This window comes from uncultured Marinobacter sp. (assembly GCF_947259545.1).
Taxonomy (GTDB): domain Bacteria; phylum Pseudomonadota; class Gammaproteobacteria; order Pseudomonadales; family Oleiphilaceae; genus Marinobacter.
The window spans coordinates 202,311-218,370 of sequence record NZ_CAMYMK010000007.1; the positions used below are offsets into that span (position 1 = coordinate 202,311).

At 53.4% G+C, this 16,060-nt stretch carries 8 protein-coding genes; 1 reads left to right on the forward strand and 7 read right to left on the reverse strand.

Going from position 1 to position 16,060, the window contains the following annotated elements; all coding sequences use genetic code 11:
• Positions 1–3: 3 nt before the first annotated feature.
• The 3 genes from Q0Y21_RS08760 to Q0Y21_RS08770 form a co-directional block, all read right to left on the reverse strand.
• The gene (locus Q0Y21_RS08760; RefSeq protein ID WP_297793908.1) at positions 4–795 is read right to left on the reverse strand and encodes an alpha/beta hydrolase; all 792 of its coding nucleotides are present in this window, start codon (positions 793–795) and stop codon (positions 4–6) included.
• 71 nt (positions 796–866) lie between these two features.
• Positions 867–7,310 carry a non-ribosomal peptide synthetase gene (locus tag Q0Y21_RS08765; RefSeq protein WP_297793911.1) on the reverse strand — a complete coding sequence of 2,148 codons (6,444 nt, stop codon included), beginning with the start codon at positions 7,308–7,310 and terminating at the stop codon, positions 867–869.
• Positions 7,311–7,332: 22 nt separating this feature from the next.
• Positions 7,333–7,563 (reverse strand): hypothetical protein, encoded by a 231-nt coding sequence (locus tag Q0Y21_RS08770; RefSeq protein ID WP_297793914.1) that lies wholly within the window; start codon positions 7,561–7,563, stop codon positions 7,333–7,335.
• 621 nt (positions 7,564–8,184) lie between these two features.
• Here Q0Y21_RS08770 and Q0Y21_RS08775 point away from each other — a divergent pair.
• Positions 8,185–9,597 carry a hypothetical protein gene (locus Q0Y21_RS08775; RefSeq protein ID WP_297793917.1) on the forward strand — a complete coding sequence of 471 codons (1,413 nt, stop codon included), beginning with the start codon at positions 8,185–8,187 and terminating at the stop codon, positions 9,595–9,597.
• A gap of 77 nt (positions 9,598–9,674) precedes the next feature.
• Here the strand turns inward: Q0Y21_RS08775 and Q0Y21_RS18470 are convergent, their stop codons facing one another.
• From Q0Y21_RS18470 to prsR, 4 genes are read right to left on the reverse strand one after another with little or no spacing between them, the layout of a single operon-like run.
• Positions 9,675–10,337, reverse strand: coding sequence for a 4'-phosphopantetheinyl transferase superfamily protein (locus Q0Y21_RS18470; protein ID WP_366517664.1), 663 nt, complete (start codon positions 10,335–10,337; stop codon positions 9,675–9,677).
• 6 nt (positions 10,338–10,343) lie between these two features.
• Positions 10,344–11,843, reverse strand: a complete 1,500-nt coding sequence (xrtA, locus tag Q0Y21_RS08780; RefSeq protein WP_297793920.1) for an exosortase A — start codon at positions 11,841–11,843, stop codon at positions 10,344–10,346.
• 55 nt (positions 11,844–11,898) lie between these two features.
• Positions 11,899–14,595: a tetratricopeptide repeat protein gene (locus tag Q0Y21_RS08785; RefSeq protein ID WP_297793922.1), complete on the reverse strand. Its 2,697-nt coding sequence runs from the start codon at positions 14,593–14,595 to the stop codon at positions 11,899–11,901.
• Positions 14,596–14,644: 49 nt separating this feature from the next.
• Positions 14,645–16,018, reverse strand: coding sequence for a PEP-CTERM-box response regulator transcription factor (gene prsR, locus Q0Y21_RS08790; RefSeq protein ID WP_297793925.1), 1,374 nt, complete (start codon positions 16,016–16,018; stop codon positions 14,645–14,647).
• Positions 16,019–16,060 lie beyond the last annotated feature (42 nt).

Below are 16,060 nucleotides of genomic sequence, written 5' to 3' on the forward strand. Positions count from 1 at the left end.
TCCTTACGCATTAACCCCCCGTCGATCAAAATACGTCGCAATGGCGTCAATCACCGGTTTTGGCCAAAGGATGCCACCGACATGATCTACGTAATTCCAGTCATGAGGGGCCGGTGCCAGTTCATAGTAAAAGTCAGTTCGTTCGGACAGTTGGTAGCTCAGGGAGGTAAATGCTTCGGTTTCGTGGGACACAATCTGGGCGATTGGTACTGATACAGTCGTAGCCAAGTCATTCAGCCGCAGGTTTGAAAGAGTTTCCTGAAATGGTACCGGCATGGAAAAACCGTTGAAGTGAAGGGTACCATCAGGTTCAAGGATTCGTGACCGGCTACCTTGATTTTGAGCTTCTAGGACAGTGGATCTGATATCGTGCAGGTAAGACGATCCATCCACTATCGGGTCCCACATTAGCAGTCGGGACACCTGATTGTTATTCTTTGCGGCTTTTGCTGCAACTAAAGCGCCCAGGCGCAGGCCTATTAATGCAACTTTGGGCACGGCGGCCATGTCGACAGCCTCCTGGATCGCATATTCAACGTCTTCTACCCAGTCGTCAGCCGTTACCCCTGTCAGGTCTCCGGCTGAGTCACCGGTTCCCCGGTAGTCGAATCTGAGCACGGAATATCCGAGTTGGGATAAATTGACAGCCAATCGGCGCATGGATTTGTGAGCCCTCAAATATTCCTGTCCAAAAGGGTTGCACAGGACGACAGCTTCATTTCGGGTCGTGCTTTGCCGGGGGTGGAAAACCCCAAGCAAATAGCTTTCAGATGGTCCAAAGTAAAATGCTTCCAATAGTTACCCGCTCCTAGACCTACCACGGCTCAGCCGATGTTAAACCAATCCTTGAATGTTAACGCTGTCGGTTACAGGGAACCGAAAAGCCGTTTGAAAATGTTCCTTCGGGGAGCCTTGTTTTTTTTCTCTGGCGCCATGTTGTGATCGCTGTTCGGCGCCGGTCGCTTCTGATCAATAAGTTTAGCTAATTGCTCCAGCGTGTTGACCCACAAATCCTGGGGCATAAGCCGTACTCCAAACGCTTTTTCAACGTCGACAATGACTTTGAGCGCCAGAAGGGAATGCCCTCCGACGTCCAGGAACTGATCGTCCAGGGCTACATCGTCGCGCTTGAGCATCACTTTCCAAATTGACATCAACTGCGCCTCAGTATCCGTTGGAGCACGGTGGGAAACTTGATTGGTCGCCGGAGTGCTGCCTGATTGTGCGAGCAACTTGCGATTCACTTTTCCTGAGGGCAGTAACGGTAATTTGTCCTGTGCGGCAAAGTGCTGGGGAATCATATAGTCCGGTAAGTACCGGCGCAGGAACTTGCGCAGTTCACTACTGGTGGGCCGCGTCTGCCCGGAGTACACAATATTGGCTGTCAGTCTCTGGTCATCTGGGCCGAAACTTTGCACCACCACTGCCGTATCGACGATTGCAGGGTGAGTGCGAAGATTGATTTCGATTTCTTCAAGCTCTATCCGATAGCCCCGAATTTTGACCTGGTTATCGATACGGTCTCCAAACTCCACCTGACCATCCAATGTCCAGCGGGCCCAATCTCCCGTGCGGTAAACACGCTGATTGTTGGAAGGTTGGACAAAACGCTCGGCCGTCTGTTCGGGGTTGCACCGGTAGCCATTGGCTAGGCCGGCGCCACCAATACAGAGTTCTCCGAACACGCCAATCGGTAGTGTGTTGCCCTGTGCGTCCAGAATATGCAGCTGGGTGTTAGCTAGTGGCCGTCCTATCAGAATTCGCGGCAGCGCCCCTTCGGTGCCGGCGATGACATGATAGCAGCTGGTCCAGACAGTCGCTTCTGTCGGGCCATACATGTTCCATAGTTCGACACCCTTGGTTATGAGCTGTTCGGCAAGGTCGGCGGGTAACTTCTCGCCTCCGACCAATCCCTTGAGTGATGGTTCGGTATGAAACCCGCTATTCACCAGAAGCCGCCAGGTTGCAGGGGTGGCTTGCAACGTTGTGATACTGTGGCGTTCAAGTAGGGAATTTAGCTGATATGGGTCGATGCTCTGAGCAGAAGACGCGATAACCAAAGTGGCTCCCACCGTCAACGGCAGAAACAGTTCCAGCAAGGAGATATCAAATGCCAATGTCGTGATGGCAAGCAACCGATCATTTTCGTTGAGCCCCGGCGTTTCGGACACGGCTTTGAGGAAGTTATGCAGTGCTCCATGGCTTATCTCAACGCCCTTTGGGACGCCTGTGGAGCCGGAGGTGAATATAACGTAGGCCAGTTGGTCTGGATGCAACGACAATGTGACGTCGCTGTCGTCGAGGCGGGCTATATCCCCGGCATCCGCATCCATGAACACCGTGGTGCCGCCATGTGCGGGCAGGGCCCCTTGATAGCTTGAATACGATATCAGATATTTGGCCTGAGCGACTTCCAGGATGGCCTTGATACGTTCTTGTGGATAGGAGGGATCAAGAGGGACATAAGCCGCGCCCAACTTCCAGAGTCCAATGATCGTTGCCGGAAGGTCGACGTTGCGTTCAAGCAGGAGCGCTACGATGTCGCCGCTCTGAATCCCTTTGTCAGCGAAGTACCGTGCCAGTTGATTCGCTCGCTGATTCAACTGACTAAAGTTGTAGCTAGCCTCGCCTGAGCGACAGGCTGATTTGTCTGGATGTCTGGCGACCTGGCTTTGGAACTCCGAGAGAAAGCCTTGCCCGAAAGGCCAATCATGTGAGGTGCTGTTCCAAGTGGTTATTTTGTCCAGTTCTTCCTGGCTTGCGGTTACCAGCTCTTTGATATTGACGGCATCCTGCTTTTCAGTAAGCGCTTGGATACTGTCTTTGAAACTTGCAACGAAAGCATCAATGGTTTCCTGTTGAAATAACGCTACAGGGTACTCGAAACCGGCTTCGATCCCCTGGGCTTTTCGTTCGAACCAGACGTCCAGGTCAGTTTCCACTCCGGTACGATCTAGGTTGATCTGGGAGAGTTGAATGCCGTCCATCTGGTCCTGACGGTTACGCACATCCTGGTAGTTGAATAACGTCTGGGCAATGGGGTTCCTAGAGGTGTCGCGAGGAGGGTTGATCTCCCGCACAAGTGTTCCAAAGGGGACATCCTGATGATCCATGGCCCCCAGAACCGTTTCCTTGACGTTTTGAACCAGGTCGCCAAATGACTGGTCTGTTGTCAGCCTGAAGCGGCACACCAGAACGTTGATAAACGGTCCCATCAGGCCGCTCAGTTCTTCTTGGTGTCTTGCGTAAACAGGCACGTTGACAATCAGGTCTGATTGGCGGCTGAAGCGATGAAGCATCAGTACGTACAAAGCCATCAACACCATAAAAAAGGTGGTCTGATGACGTAACGCAAGAGATTCCAGTGCTTTGACAGCGGTTTGGTTGATATGGAACTTAACGCCTTTTGAACGGTGAGGTTGAGCGTAAGGCCGCTCAAAATCAAGCGGCAGGTTCAGAATGGGCAGATCACCGCTCAATATTTCTTTCCAATAGGTTAAATGGCTGTCCATGGCCTGGCTCTGCAGCCATTCCTGTTGCCAGTACGCATAATCCTGAAACTGCACCGGCAGAGGAGCCAGCGGGTTTTCCAGACCTTTGGAATACGCGTTGTAGAGTGTGCACATTTCTTTCAGTAACAGGTCAAATGACCAGCCATCAAACACCAGATGGTGAACCAGCAAGAAGAGAATGTGGTCGTCCTCAACGGCCCGGATCAAGCGGGCTCTGAAGAGCGGCTCGGATTCAATATCAAATCCGGTAGCAACGTCGGCCCGAAGCGCGGCTTCAAGATACTCGATATCACTGATCCCATACTCTGACAGTGGTTTTGGCGTCAGACTGATGGACCGTGAATCATTAACCAGGATTTGTATTTGGCCATCGGTATTGACAAAGTTGGCACGCAAGATCTCGTGGCGTCTCAGGATAGTCCGTACGGCCTTTTCCAGGGCGGGAATATCCAGGTCGCCCTGGAGGCGGAATACGGCCGGTAGGTTGAAAGCGTAAGCTTCCGGCGAAATTTTCTCGTACAGGTACCAGACTTGCTGCTGTGGCGTTGCATATACCACTGCGTCCTTTGGTCTGGGCGAGAGGGTGGGGGAACGTTCCTCGCTTACCGTTGATTGCCTGATCAATTCAGCCATGGCGCGAACCGTGCTTGCCTCGAACAGCTTACCCAGGCCTAGAGTGACGCCATACTGGCTGTTGACCTGGGCCAGCATCTGAGTCCCAAGGAGAGAATGCCCGCCCATATCAAAGAAGTCAGCGGTGACACTGACCTTTGATAGTCCGAGAACATCGGACCAGAGCTGACTCAGTTCCGATTCCAGTTGGGTCTCCGGGGCTGCATAGTCAGGGCCGGTAGTCGCAGTAAGGTCGGGCGCGGGCAGGGCTTTACGGTCAACCTTGCCACTTGAAATCAGGGGCAGCGTAGTCAGTTGAATAAAGTGTTGGGGCATCATGTAGTCGGGCAGGGCCTGACTAATATGCGCTTTCAGGTCGGGTAACGAGTTTGTCAATTCCCTATCGGCGACAATATAGGCGACCAGTCGCTGGTCCTTGTCTCGATCTTCCCTGGCAAGTACTGCAACCTGCGTGATACCCGGATAACGTAATATAGTGGATTCAATTTCCCCGAGTTCAATTCGCAAGCCCCTGACCTTGACCTGGAAGTCGTTCCGGCCGATGTATTCCAGCACGCCATCAGACCGCATTTTTACCAGATCCCCGGTGTGATAGGCCTTGAATGCTTCTTCTGAAAAAGGGTCATCCACGAACCTTTCGGCCGTCAGTTCCGGGCGATTGATGTACCCTCTCGCAACTTGCACGCCGCCGATTAACAATTCACCGACCAGTCCCGGTGGAACCAGGTTCATCCGGTTGTCGACGACATAAAGCCGGGTATTCGGCAGAGCCCTGCCTATCGGCACCGTATGTTCAGAGTTCTCCTGGCCACACAGCCAACTGCTGGCGTGCACGGCGGCCTCCGTCGGGCCGTACAGGTTCCAACACTCTGCTTCTGGAAAAGCTTCTTTAAATCGGTTCTCCAGCTCGGTACTGACAGCCTCTCCCGTCAGCAGAAAGCGGCGAAGGCTGGGACATTGAGTCTGGTGGCAGGCGTTGAGGAACAGGTAAGCCAGGGACGGGACAAAATGAATGTGAGTGATTTGGTGCTGGTTAATTAGAGCAATCAGATAATCGGGGTCTTTATGTCCACCGGGCCGGGCAATCACGAGTTCACTGCCGGTCATTAATGGTAAAAACAGCTCGCAGAGTGAGACGTCGAAGGTATAGGGCGTTTTGAGCATGACGGCGTCGGAGCCATCAAGGGGAAAGGTATCCAGCATCCATAACATGTGATTGCAGATGGACCGGTGTTCCAGCATGACGCCCTTGGGTTGGCCAGTGGAACCAGATGTATACATCACATAGGCGAGCTGATCCGGCGAGATGGCAATGTCTGGTCGTGTGTCGTGGTACTTGCTGAGGTCTATTCCATTTCCGTCAATAGGGATGGCTTTGCCGATTTCCGGTACCCGATCCTGCAGAACGGACTGGGTCAGAACGAAGCCGGCCTGTACCTCGTCTATGATAAAGGCCAGGCGATCGTATGGATGCTCCGGATCCAGAGGCAGATAGGCGCCCCCGGCCTTCAGAACACCGTTGATGGCAATCAGCATTTCCATGGACCGATCCATCAGAATCGGAACAATTGTTTCAGCGCCCACGCCCTGTTCAATCAACCAGTGTGCAAGTTGGTTGGCCTTTGCGTCCAGCTCCCGGTAGCGAAGCTGATTACCTTCAAATACCAGGGCGGTGTTATCGGGGAATTGGTCCACGGCTGATTCAATCAGCCCATGCAGACTTTTGGTCTTGAGATCGTAGGGCCGATTGACGGCGTTCCATTCAGAGCGATAGAGCGCCAGATCACTGTCACGTATCAGTTTGAGTTGGCTTAATTCGCTATCCGGATCCGCCAGGATGCCTCGTATAAGCAACAACAGCTCATCCATGCGGCGATCCATTGTGTCCGTATTCCAGAGCTGGAGGTTGTGTGTGCACTCCATCACCGCAGACTGATCCTGCAGGGTGATATTCAGATTCAGGTCAAAATTCTCGAAGGCGCGGGGATTGGATTCAAAGTGTGCATCCAGACCGGAGAAATGGAAATCAGATCCACTGGACTGATTCACATTGAACAGAACCGATACTGGAGATGGTTCTGACCGGTCAGGGGATTTCCCCAGAGTCCGCATTATTGTGCTTAAGGTGACATACTGATGTTCGAAAGCCTCCAGCATGCACTGTTGCGTGCGCTGAAGCAGTGACTTGAAAGAGTCCTGTTCCTCGACGGAAATGTAGAGCGGAATAATGTTGACACATTGCCCTACCAGATTACGTTCTTCTTTTACCCTTTGGCCAGCAAAGGGAATGCCCAGAACGACGTCCGTGCAGCCGGAAATCCGATAGAGATAGGCAGCAAATGCTGCAATCAGGCTTGTGGTGACTGGGATGTTGTTTTCGGCGGACAGTCGCTTGAGTTCATTCACAAGGCTGAAAGGCAGATTCTTGTCCAAGTGGCAGGCATCGAAACGTCGATGTAATGGCCGCGGTCTGTCGTAGGGTAAGTCGAGGCTTGGAATGCCACTGGAAAAACGCTCGGCCCAATAGTTAAGGCTCTGCTCCCGCAGTGGCAGAACCTCCTCGCTGCGCGCCCACTCGGCATAAACGCTAAATGACGGAGGCGTTTCCAGTGGCGCTGACGTCGACGGCCCACATTCGGATGAGTAAAGTTCACCCAGCTCACTGGCCAATGCATAAAGTGACCAGCCATCACACACTGATTGATGCAATGTGAGAAGTATTCGAGTGTCAGTTTCGTCGAACCGGATGACATCAAATCTGGCGAGGGGACCATTCAGAAGGTCGAATGCTTGGACGACAACTTCGTGAGCCAAAGCTTCAAGTTGTTCCTGCTTTGTGCCTGGTGTCATCGACAAGTAGTCGTGAACCTGAATGGGGGCAGGGCGGTCTTTGTATACGGCCATTTCCCGGCCATCGTCGTTGAAGCGACCACGTATTGCGTCGTGGCGATGCCAAAGCGTTGCCAGTGACGACATCAGCGCCGCTTGATTCAGGTCGCCCTGAAGCTTAACGAACACTGACTCATTGAACGCTGCACTGGCCTCCCTACCGAGTTGTGCTGCTAGCCAGATTTCCCGCTGGGACTCGGTGGTCTCGAAGGTACACTCCAGTTCACTGAACTGGCGGGGAGCATGGTCAATGTGGGGCAGTGGGGTGGTTTTCATAAGTAGCTACCCTGTCGATTTCTCAAACTTGTTTTTGTTGGTCTTCGAGGGGACATACCAAGCATGGCTTACCATGCTCAATTCCCTGTTCGGCCAGAAGGAGGTGCAGCATCAGCGGGTTAGGGTTGATTTCCTGAAAGCTAATGTTTGTTTCAGTTGGCCATCGAGCGCCATTTTCCGGACCGTTGAAAACGTTATTCCGAAACGCGTTGAGAAAGCTTGGTTGACCGGGAGAAGACTTGCTGACATTCATCTCATTGGCTTCCTTGTTAGAGATTCATGCGAGGAATCGGCAGGGACTATCGCCGGGCCCTATCAGCTTATGGCTAGCAGAGTGCTAATAAGATGTTACATTATGTAAGCTAGCATAGGGGTGGGCGTTGTGCTAGGAGTCTACGCGTCAGAAGCAGGGAGTGAGATAGCCAACTCTTTGATGAACAGAGTCTGGGTGCCTTCTACAGTCGGTACGAGGGCCGCGGTCGCCGCAACTCGTAGTTTTTCCAAAACGTTGCTTGCACCTTTCCTGAGCATGGAATACTTTTAATAAACAACAATTGTTTTAAGCGCTTGGAAAACCAAGGTCATCCGCAAGGAATTCGCGTCGGGCAACTGCAAATTATTCAGGGAGGAGCCAGGATGAGCTTGTTTAATCTAACCGGAAAGGGAACTCGGAAGACGATTCCGTTCCTTACCGTTACCACCCGTTCAGCATTTGCGCCTTTCGTTGGTCATCAATGCCCCTTCCTGCGGTCCCTCTCACTGGATGGCATCAAAGAAGCACACAGCTATTCGCGCGAGCTTACAAAAAGGGCTCTTTTAGGGGCGCTCCGTATTCCAAAGGCGCACAACTCAAGCTTGGATTGGGGGTGAGAAAATGAAAAAGCTGAAAACCCATATCTCCACGGACGGCCCAGTCGAACGTGTTCAGCGCCAAGCCCTCGGGGAAAGCCCTGAAACTGAACCGGTGAGTGGCCAGAGCCGCGGCTCATACTGCAATTCCGGTGCAGGAATGAGTCGACTGGGAGGCATGCGGGCGATCCGGCGTAAGTACTCGCAGTCAGTGCCTGTCGTTCTCACAGAAATGGATGTTCCGGGGCTTACTCTGGCTCGTCATCTCGGGCGCCGTGGTATTCCGGTGGTTGGCCTCGACAGTTGGCGTACCCGCTGGACTCATTCCACGCGCTACGCCACGATAGCGGCTTCTCCTGACCTCGCCTCCGAACCTCGTTTGTTGGAGGAGCTTGAAAGATTGGCGGATAGTCTGAATGAACGCCCGGTTCTGGTTCCGCTCCACGATGATCATGTGCTGTTCCTATCGAAGCACCGCCAAGCACTTGCCCGCCGGTTCCGTTTTGTCCTTCCGCCTGAACATGTGGTGAATACAGTCGTGGACAAAGCCCAATTTGCGTCATGGTGTCTCGAGCACGATGTCGCTACCCCCGCAACATGGTATCCAGACGGCATCGATTCGCTCCGTGAGGTCGCCGACTCGATACGCTTTCCGGCGATCCTGAAGCCGGTTGAGTCCCGTAGTTGGCAGGACCCGAAGATCGGCCCGGCGGTTGGTTGGCAAAAGGCCATTCTAGTTCGGGACGCCGCCCACCTTTGCAAGGAGTTCGAACGGCTCAGCGTGATCGACGAGCATATGATTCTCCAGGAGGTTGTGCCTGGTCCCGACGCCAACTTGCACTATGTTGTGGCTTACGTCGCTCAGGACGGCACTTGGTGCGGCGGCTTTGTCGGGCGAAAGCTCCGCACGGCCCCGCTCCACTTTGGCCGGGGGTGCTATGTTGAAAGCGTCGATGATCCCAATCTGCTCTCGCATGCTCGGGACATCATCGAAAAGCTCGGATATCGCGGCAACCTAGGTTTGGAATTCAAGCGCGACGACCGGGATGGCAGTTGGAAGCTTTTAGAGATCAATGCTCGGTATGGGTTGTGGGATGGCTTCGCAGCCGACTGTGGTCTTGATTTGGTTGGCGCCGCATACGAAGATGCCCTCGGACACACACCTCAAACCCGATCCGGATATGTGGTCGGTCGACGCTGGGTTAACCTTCCCGACGATTTCTACGCGGCCGTTGACTATGTGCGGCAGGGGGAGCTGAAGCCGGCCGCCTGGATCGCTTCCGTGTTACGGCCTCACGCGTCGCCAAACTTTGCGCTGGACGATCCTCGCCCGGGGATCATCCGGCTTGCAGGTTTCGTACGGGAAGTCACGCGCAGTAGCGCGCGTGTTTTCCTGAGGAACCTGCTCCGCTTGGCACGAAGAGTAGTGCGAGCTTGACGTCGTCGGCAAGAAGGTTGGTCTCGAGGCAGTCAGCCTGAATGTCAAGGGGAGAAACGATTAGTGAAGCTTGAGGCTTAGCGTTTTCGGGGATAAAAGCTGCTGGTTACTAGCCCAATTTGCGTTTTGAGAACCATACAGGGGAGAGCGCAAGGGACGCCGTTGACGCGGGCGTTGAGCCCTTGGCTCGTGCAGTCCAGTCGTATTTCAAGAAGATCCATATAACGCCCAACAAGAACCGAAGTGGCTTTTACTACCGATTCTTTGACACTGAAAGCAACACTGACAGGCGATAGGTCCGGGTAAAGTGAGCGCAAAAGTGTCTGTTCATGGGGGTGCATAATCTGGTCGATGAGCTCTTCGGTCACCTGGCTGGGGTCTTCTATCAAGTCGAGACCGAGCCCTTGCAGTTCTCTATAGAATCCGACAACCGCAGCGCCATACGTGTGGTCATGAGTAATCGAGCCGACGACAGTGTCTGGCCAGATTGGGTTTCCAAGGGGGCCCCGGGGTAGGCAGGTCGATGAAATTCCTGCACGATGCAAGGCTATTCGGGCAAAATGCCGGCCTGAGTAAAACTCCCTTTGCCGCTTTGGGAGGGCGTATAGCATTAACTGCTGTTCTTGCTCGTAGCACGAGACGGAATCAGCCAGCCTGCCTGCTGCAAGGTGGACAGTCGCCTGGGTAAACTTACACAGGTGCTGTTCAATGGCCTCAAATTGCAGATGGTTCTGGCACATGGAGCTTCACTCAGTACTGGCAAGAAAGCGATTAAAGACAGCTCTTTGTTGTTCACAGTCCGAGTCATTGTCTCCGTCACAGCGCCCTGCGAGTACCCATAATGCGCCTCGGCTGTCACCAAAAATTTTGTTTAATGCCCCTGCAACCTTTGCTTCGATCTTCGAATCTGTCAGGACGCCCCCAACATCGTACCAGGACCACAGAATAACCTGGGAACCGTTACTCAGATCTTGAATGATCGTTTCATTGACTCTCGTTGGAGCCGCTGAATAGCGGTTCGCCAAGTCTCGTTTTGTAGTCGATACTAACTGCCACTTTTTTTGGTTGAATAGTTTATTGCCGAAATAAATCAATTCCTTGTTCTGGGTTTGGCGACGGTAGCCTGTGATGTGCAACTGTACCTGCCTCAAATCACTGGAAACGTATACGCCACTTAGCTCGATATCATAATTCTGGTATTCCGGCTGCCAGATGTTTGCATGTGGTAAAGGTCCTCTCCAATCCGAATTGGTTTCAACCAGTTCAGGGTTCCAGGATTCGGATACGCGCCGGGTTTTGGCATCGACTACCAGAGGTATAATGGCGGGCCATAGAATTAACAGTGATGAGATCACAGGCCAGGCGGCGGAGGTGTATCGGGGCCTTGGCCGTTCAATGGCCGCCTTCGCGCTATCATCATCGTTTTGAAAATGAGCCTCAAGCTTCGAAGAAATGTAAAAAAGCGGAATTAGTGTAAAGACAATGAAAACGCCCCAACCGAAAGCCTCATGGTTTTCGATGAGTGAGGTTTCCATATCGGTGTAATGACCTGCTGCAATAACACCAAACACCCGCAGCCAGTTTGCAAACATGGAAAGCAGACCGGCAAAAATAACCAGCAGCAGGGTCAAAAGGTGTGAGCGGTAATACAGCTGCCCGTAAAAGGTGGCAAGAAAAAGCCCGACCATGAGGTAGCGGACCCCGCTGCACCCGCCGGCGACGTAGAAGGTCCCCACGTCCAGAACAATATAGAATTCTTTTATCGTGGCTTGTATATCCACGAATTTAAGAAGGATGTCGTTAAAAAAAACCGTAATATGTTGTAGAAGAGGGGACAAATCATCCCAAATGGGTGCGGCATAAAGCATCAGCAGGATTGGGCCACCGGCAACTTTCGGAAAACCTCGTCCCCATATCGACCAGCCCCACAAAACAATGAGTACGGGGACAAGTATGAGTCGAACAAACCTCACGTCCGCCGCTTGAGCAAACAGTAATACTGCGCTGGCTGCAGCCAGAAGCAAGAGCGCCAGAGGGGAGCCATTAATGGTAAGCGTAGCCAGCTTGTGTCTTCTCAAATAAAGCAAAAACAGGATGCCCGCCAGCACCAGGTAACCATGGCTGTAGATGATCGAGTCGTACCAGAGAAGTACAAAATCTTGCCATTCGGCCCAAAAACCGAAGATCAGCAAGGGAATAGAGAGCAACCAATAATACTGGCCGATTAACCTGGAAGTGGAGCCCATAACATCCTTTTATTTAAATTCCTGTAGCGGCTAAAGCAGTTTGCCTTCCCTGAAACTAGCCTTGCTCACCGAATTTTTCCAGAACTCTTCTCGCTTCGGGGTTTTTGCCAACGGCACGGTAGGCCTCTGCAAGATGTAACGCTATTTCCTCCGAGTCAGGCTCAAGTTCATGGGCTTTCTCCAGTATGGCAATACTTTCCTGATGTTTACCCGATTTAAGCATTATCCAACCATAAGTATCTGCTATCGATGCGTTATCGGGATTCAGTTCATAGGCCTTGCGAGCCAGTGTTAGGGCTCGTTCATCTCCTGTTTCCTGATAGAGCCAAGCCAGGTTGTTCAGCGCGACGGGGTTGTCGGGAATTGCTTCAAGCAACTTCTCATAATTCAATCTTGCGCTTTCCTGTTCGCCTTTGGACTGCTGCAGGATCGCCAAATCGAGACGCAACCTGCTGTTGTCCGGATAGGTGTCGGTCACGGACTCAAGAAAGGAGAGAGCTTCGTCCTTCCGGCCAGACCGTTGTAAATTTTTCGAGTAGCGATTGGCAATGTCGGCATTCGGCTGTTTGTCGAAGGCAAGCCGGTATAGTTCGGCTGCCTGGCTAAAATCACCCTGTTCCTCGAAATATAGCCCCTCGACAGCGTACGGCCTGCCGGAGTCAGGGTGATTTTTCTTCGCCTCCTGCAGCAACTCCCGCGCCTTTTGGGGCTCGCCGTCTGAAAAAGCTGCGCCAGCAGACTGGAGTGCAATCCCCTCATGTTCGGGGAACAAGGCGCGCCCTCGTTCAAGGATAGCGTCTGACTGAGCTTTGTTATCATTCTGACTTAGCCTATTTGCTGCCGCATGATAAATGTCTGCAACAAGAGGTTCAGCTCGGGTGGGAGTATTCTCTTCGGTTCGCTCCAATAACGTCGCAGTGAACTCATCGGCTTCCTGGTTATGGCCTTCAATCAGCGCTGCCTCAAGCAGTAATAGCTTGGGCCCCGTAGCTTCAGGCTGCTTCTCCAGAATCTTGCGCATATAGGCACGGATGTCTGCAGGCTCGGAGATCTCGACAAGGCTTTGCAGGGCTTGGCGGTTGTCCGGGGCATGGCTAACGGCATTACGGAAGTGTCTTCTGGCCTGTTCGACATTCTGTTGGCTTAAGGCGAGGTTACCCAGGGCCAGCTCCGGAGCCGGCTGCTCGGGTGCTTTGCTCCGGGCCTTTTCGAAGTAGTTTCTGGCTTCATCAGGTTTTCCGGTTCTGGCGGCAAGGTTACCGCGTGCGATCAAGGCCGCCGGACTATCTGGTTGCAAGTTGATCCAGGCATCGGCCGTTGCCAGGGCTCTGTCGGTGTCTCCTGAGGCCATGTATGCTTCGATGGTTACGAATTGTGCCTGGCCATGAAAGCCTGAATTCTCGGGAATCCGGCTGGCTTCACTAATGGCTTTTTCAAACTGACCGCGTTGGGTAAGAAAACCAGCGTAGCGCAGGCGGAGCTCATGGTTGTCGGGCGCAAGTGACAGGGCGGTTTCAATCAGCGGCTCTCCTGCTTCCAGATCTCCTGCCGCCAGTGAAGCAATCCCCATAAGGGCCAGCGTCTCCGGATCAGTATCCTTGTCGGAGAGTTGATCCAGAATGTCGCGTGCTTCCTCGGGGTCTTGTAACTGAATGCGTGCGGCAGCAAGAAGTTTACTGGCCGCTTCCGAGTCGCCCATTTCGGCGATCGGCCGGAGCAGGCGCTCGGCCTCTTCAACTTTGCCCTGGCGAAAACGGATCATGCCCAGCATCAAAGTACTTTGTTCGTGGTTAGGGGCTTGCGTCAGCACTTCCTCAAGATAGCCTGCGGCAGACTCAAGGTTGCCGTCCTCAAAGGCATAACGGGCGGCGGCAATGTTGCTCTTGATCGTGCCGGGGCCTGATTTTGCGAGGATTTCTTCGTATACGAATGCTTCTGCGGACTTACCCTGTGCCCGAAGTACCTGGATTAGAGCTGATATGGTCTCGTACTTACGGAAGGTCATGATGTCATATTGACCAATATCTTCCAGAGCCCTTACGTAAGCATCCTCCGCGAGCTGCCATTGCTCGTTTTCATGGGCAAGCTGCGCCTTCCAGAGCCAGAGTTCAGCATTTCCGCTGTCTACCTGTTCGGCGTCCTCTATGTAGCCTTGCACGGCCTCATTGTTACCTGCCGCATGGGCGACACGAGACAGGCCAACAAGGGGCAGGGCGTCGCTGCTGCTGATCGAGTGGGCATGTTCGTAGGCCTGTCGTGCTTCTTCCAGGCGGTTTGAGGCGAGTAATACACGGCCCTTCAAAAGACTGGTCTCCATCTCCAGCGACCGGTCCTGCGAGGATATCTCAGCCAGGTTATTCAGCGCCTTATCGAAATTGCCCTGCATCAGGTTAGCTTCAGCGCGGATCAGTCGGGCCCGGTTTTTTGTTTCGCTGTCCAGCGCCTGCTCGGAAAGGCCCTCCATGAGCTGGTTGAGTTGGCGCTCTGCGTTTACAGCATCGCCAGCTTTCAGCAGATTGTTGATGATAACGAAATAGGGATCGGGGTTGGTCGGCTGAAGCTCAATGGCACTCCGGGCCTCGAGTGTGCTGGCCTTCAACTCGCCCTGGCGCTGAAAAAAGCGGGATTGATCCAGGTGACTCAAATACTGGATCTCTTCCTGGCTCATTTCGTTGTCGTTGCCGCAACCGGCGAGCCCAATGATTACGGCTACCGAGAGAAGGGTGGCGCGTGCTGCGATAACTGCTTTCATGCCCTGTTCCTTTTCCTTAGGTTCTTGTCCTGGTGTCCCTGCCTGTGCGTCAGGCTCCCGAGGCCGGTTGAGGCGCCTCAATATGATATTTGTCCGTCAGGTTATAGAGTGTTGGGCGGGTGATCCCCAGTAACCTGGATGCCTGGGCCATATTAAAGTCACAACTCTGCAGTGCCTGGAGAATTGCCTGGCGTTCGGCCGTCTCCCGGACTTGTCTCAGATTGAGCTGGTTGCCCTCCACCTCTGAGCCCAGTTTCAGTTCAAGATCCAGTGCGGTCACCCTTTTGCCATCCGCCATGATGGTGGCGCGCTTCACCTTGTTGATCATTTCCCGAACGTTGCCAGGCCAGGGGTAAGAATTGATGGCGCTTATGGCGTCTTCTGTATAGGAGAGATTGGGGCGATCCATCTGCCTGCCCAGGCTCTTCAAAAGGGACTGAGCGATGACCAGGGCATCGCCGTCCCGTTCTCTCAGTGGGGGCACATCCAGTGTTATTTCGCTGATCCGGTAATAGAGATCTTCGCGAAATTCCCCCTGTTCGATAATCTGCTGAACATTCCGATGGGTGGCGCAGACAACTCTGACATCAACGGGGATGGGCTTCAGCGAACCCACGCGGTCGACGACGCGCTCTTGTAGAAATCTGAGGAGCTTGGCCTGGAGTGACATCGGCATATCGCCAATCTCATCCAGAAACAGGGTGCCCCCATTAGCGTTCTCGATCTTGCCTTTCTTGCTCTGGGTGGCCCCGGTAAAAGATCCCTTTTCGAAACCGAACAGTTCGCTTTCCAGAAGGTTCTCGGGGATGGCGGCACAGTTGATGGCTGCAAACGGCTTGGCGCTCCTGTGGCCGAGATCATGGAGCGCACGGGCCAGCAACTCCTTGCCGGTACCTGTTTCGCCTGTAATCAGCGTAGTGACGTCAGTTGGAGCGACCTTTTCGAGTGTCCTGCAGATGGCCAGCATTTGGGGGCTGGCGGCTACAATTCCTTTAATGCTGGTGCCGTTTCTATGCTGGGTCAGTTCCCGGTTTTCTTTCTCCAACTCCGCAATCCGGAAAGCTCGATTGACAACAAAGGTCAGAATGTCGGCATCCAGAGGCTTCTGATAGAAATCGCAGGCTCCCATGCCGATGGCCTTGACGGCGTTTTCCTTGTCTTCTCGCCCCGTCACGACAATGACCTTGCTTTGTGGTGACAGCCGGAGAATATCTTCCAGCAGGCTGAAACCCTCGGAAGCGCCGCCGGGATCCGGTGGTAATCCAAGATCAAGGGTAATGACGTCTGGTTCCATGCGCCTGAGGGCCGTCATAGCGGAATCCCGGTCCGCTGCCTGAGCCACCTCAAGGTCGTCGCTGAAACACCAGCGCATTTGGCTCTGAAGGCCAGGGTCGTCTTCTACAATTAACAGTCGTCTACTCACAACAGCTCTAAATCCCTTTCTGTATGGTGACTGTATTGATGC

Bases quoted from the DNA above. Each gene is read 5' to 3' on its own strand.
- Q0Y21_RS08765 (WP_297793911.1), bottom strand. From the start codon at position 7,310: ATGAAAACCACCCCACTGCCCCACATTGACCATGCTCCCCGCCAGTTC.
- Q0Y21_RS08770 (WP_297793914.1), bottom strand. From the start codon at position 7,563: ATGAATGTCAGCAAGTCTTCTCCCGGTCAACCAAGCTTTCTCAACGCG.
- Q0Y21_RS08775 (WP_297793917.1), top strand. From the start codon at position 8,185: ATGAAAAAGCTGAAAACCCATATCTCCACGGACGGCCCAGTCGAACGT.
- Q0Y21_RS18470 (WP_366517664.1), bottom strand. From the start codon at position 10,337: ATGTGCCAGAACCATCTGCAATTTGAGGCCATTGAACAGCACCTGTGT.
- xrtA (WP_297793920.1), bottom strand. From the start codon at position 11,843: ATGGGCTCCACTTCCAGGTTAATCGGCCAGTATTATTGGTTGCTCTCT.
- Q0Y21_RS08785 (WP_297793922.1), bottom strand. From the start codon at position 14,595: ATGAAAGCAGTTATCGCAGCACGCGCCACCCTTCTCTCGGTAGCCGTA.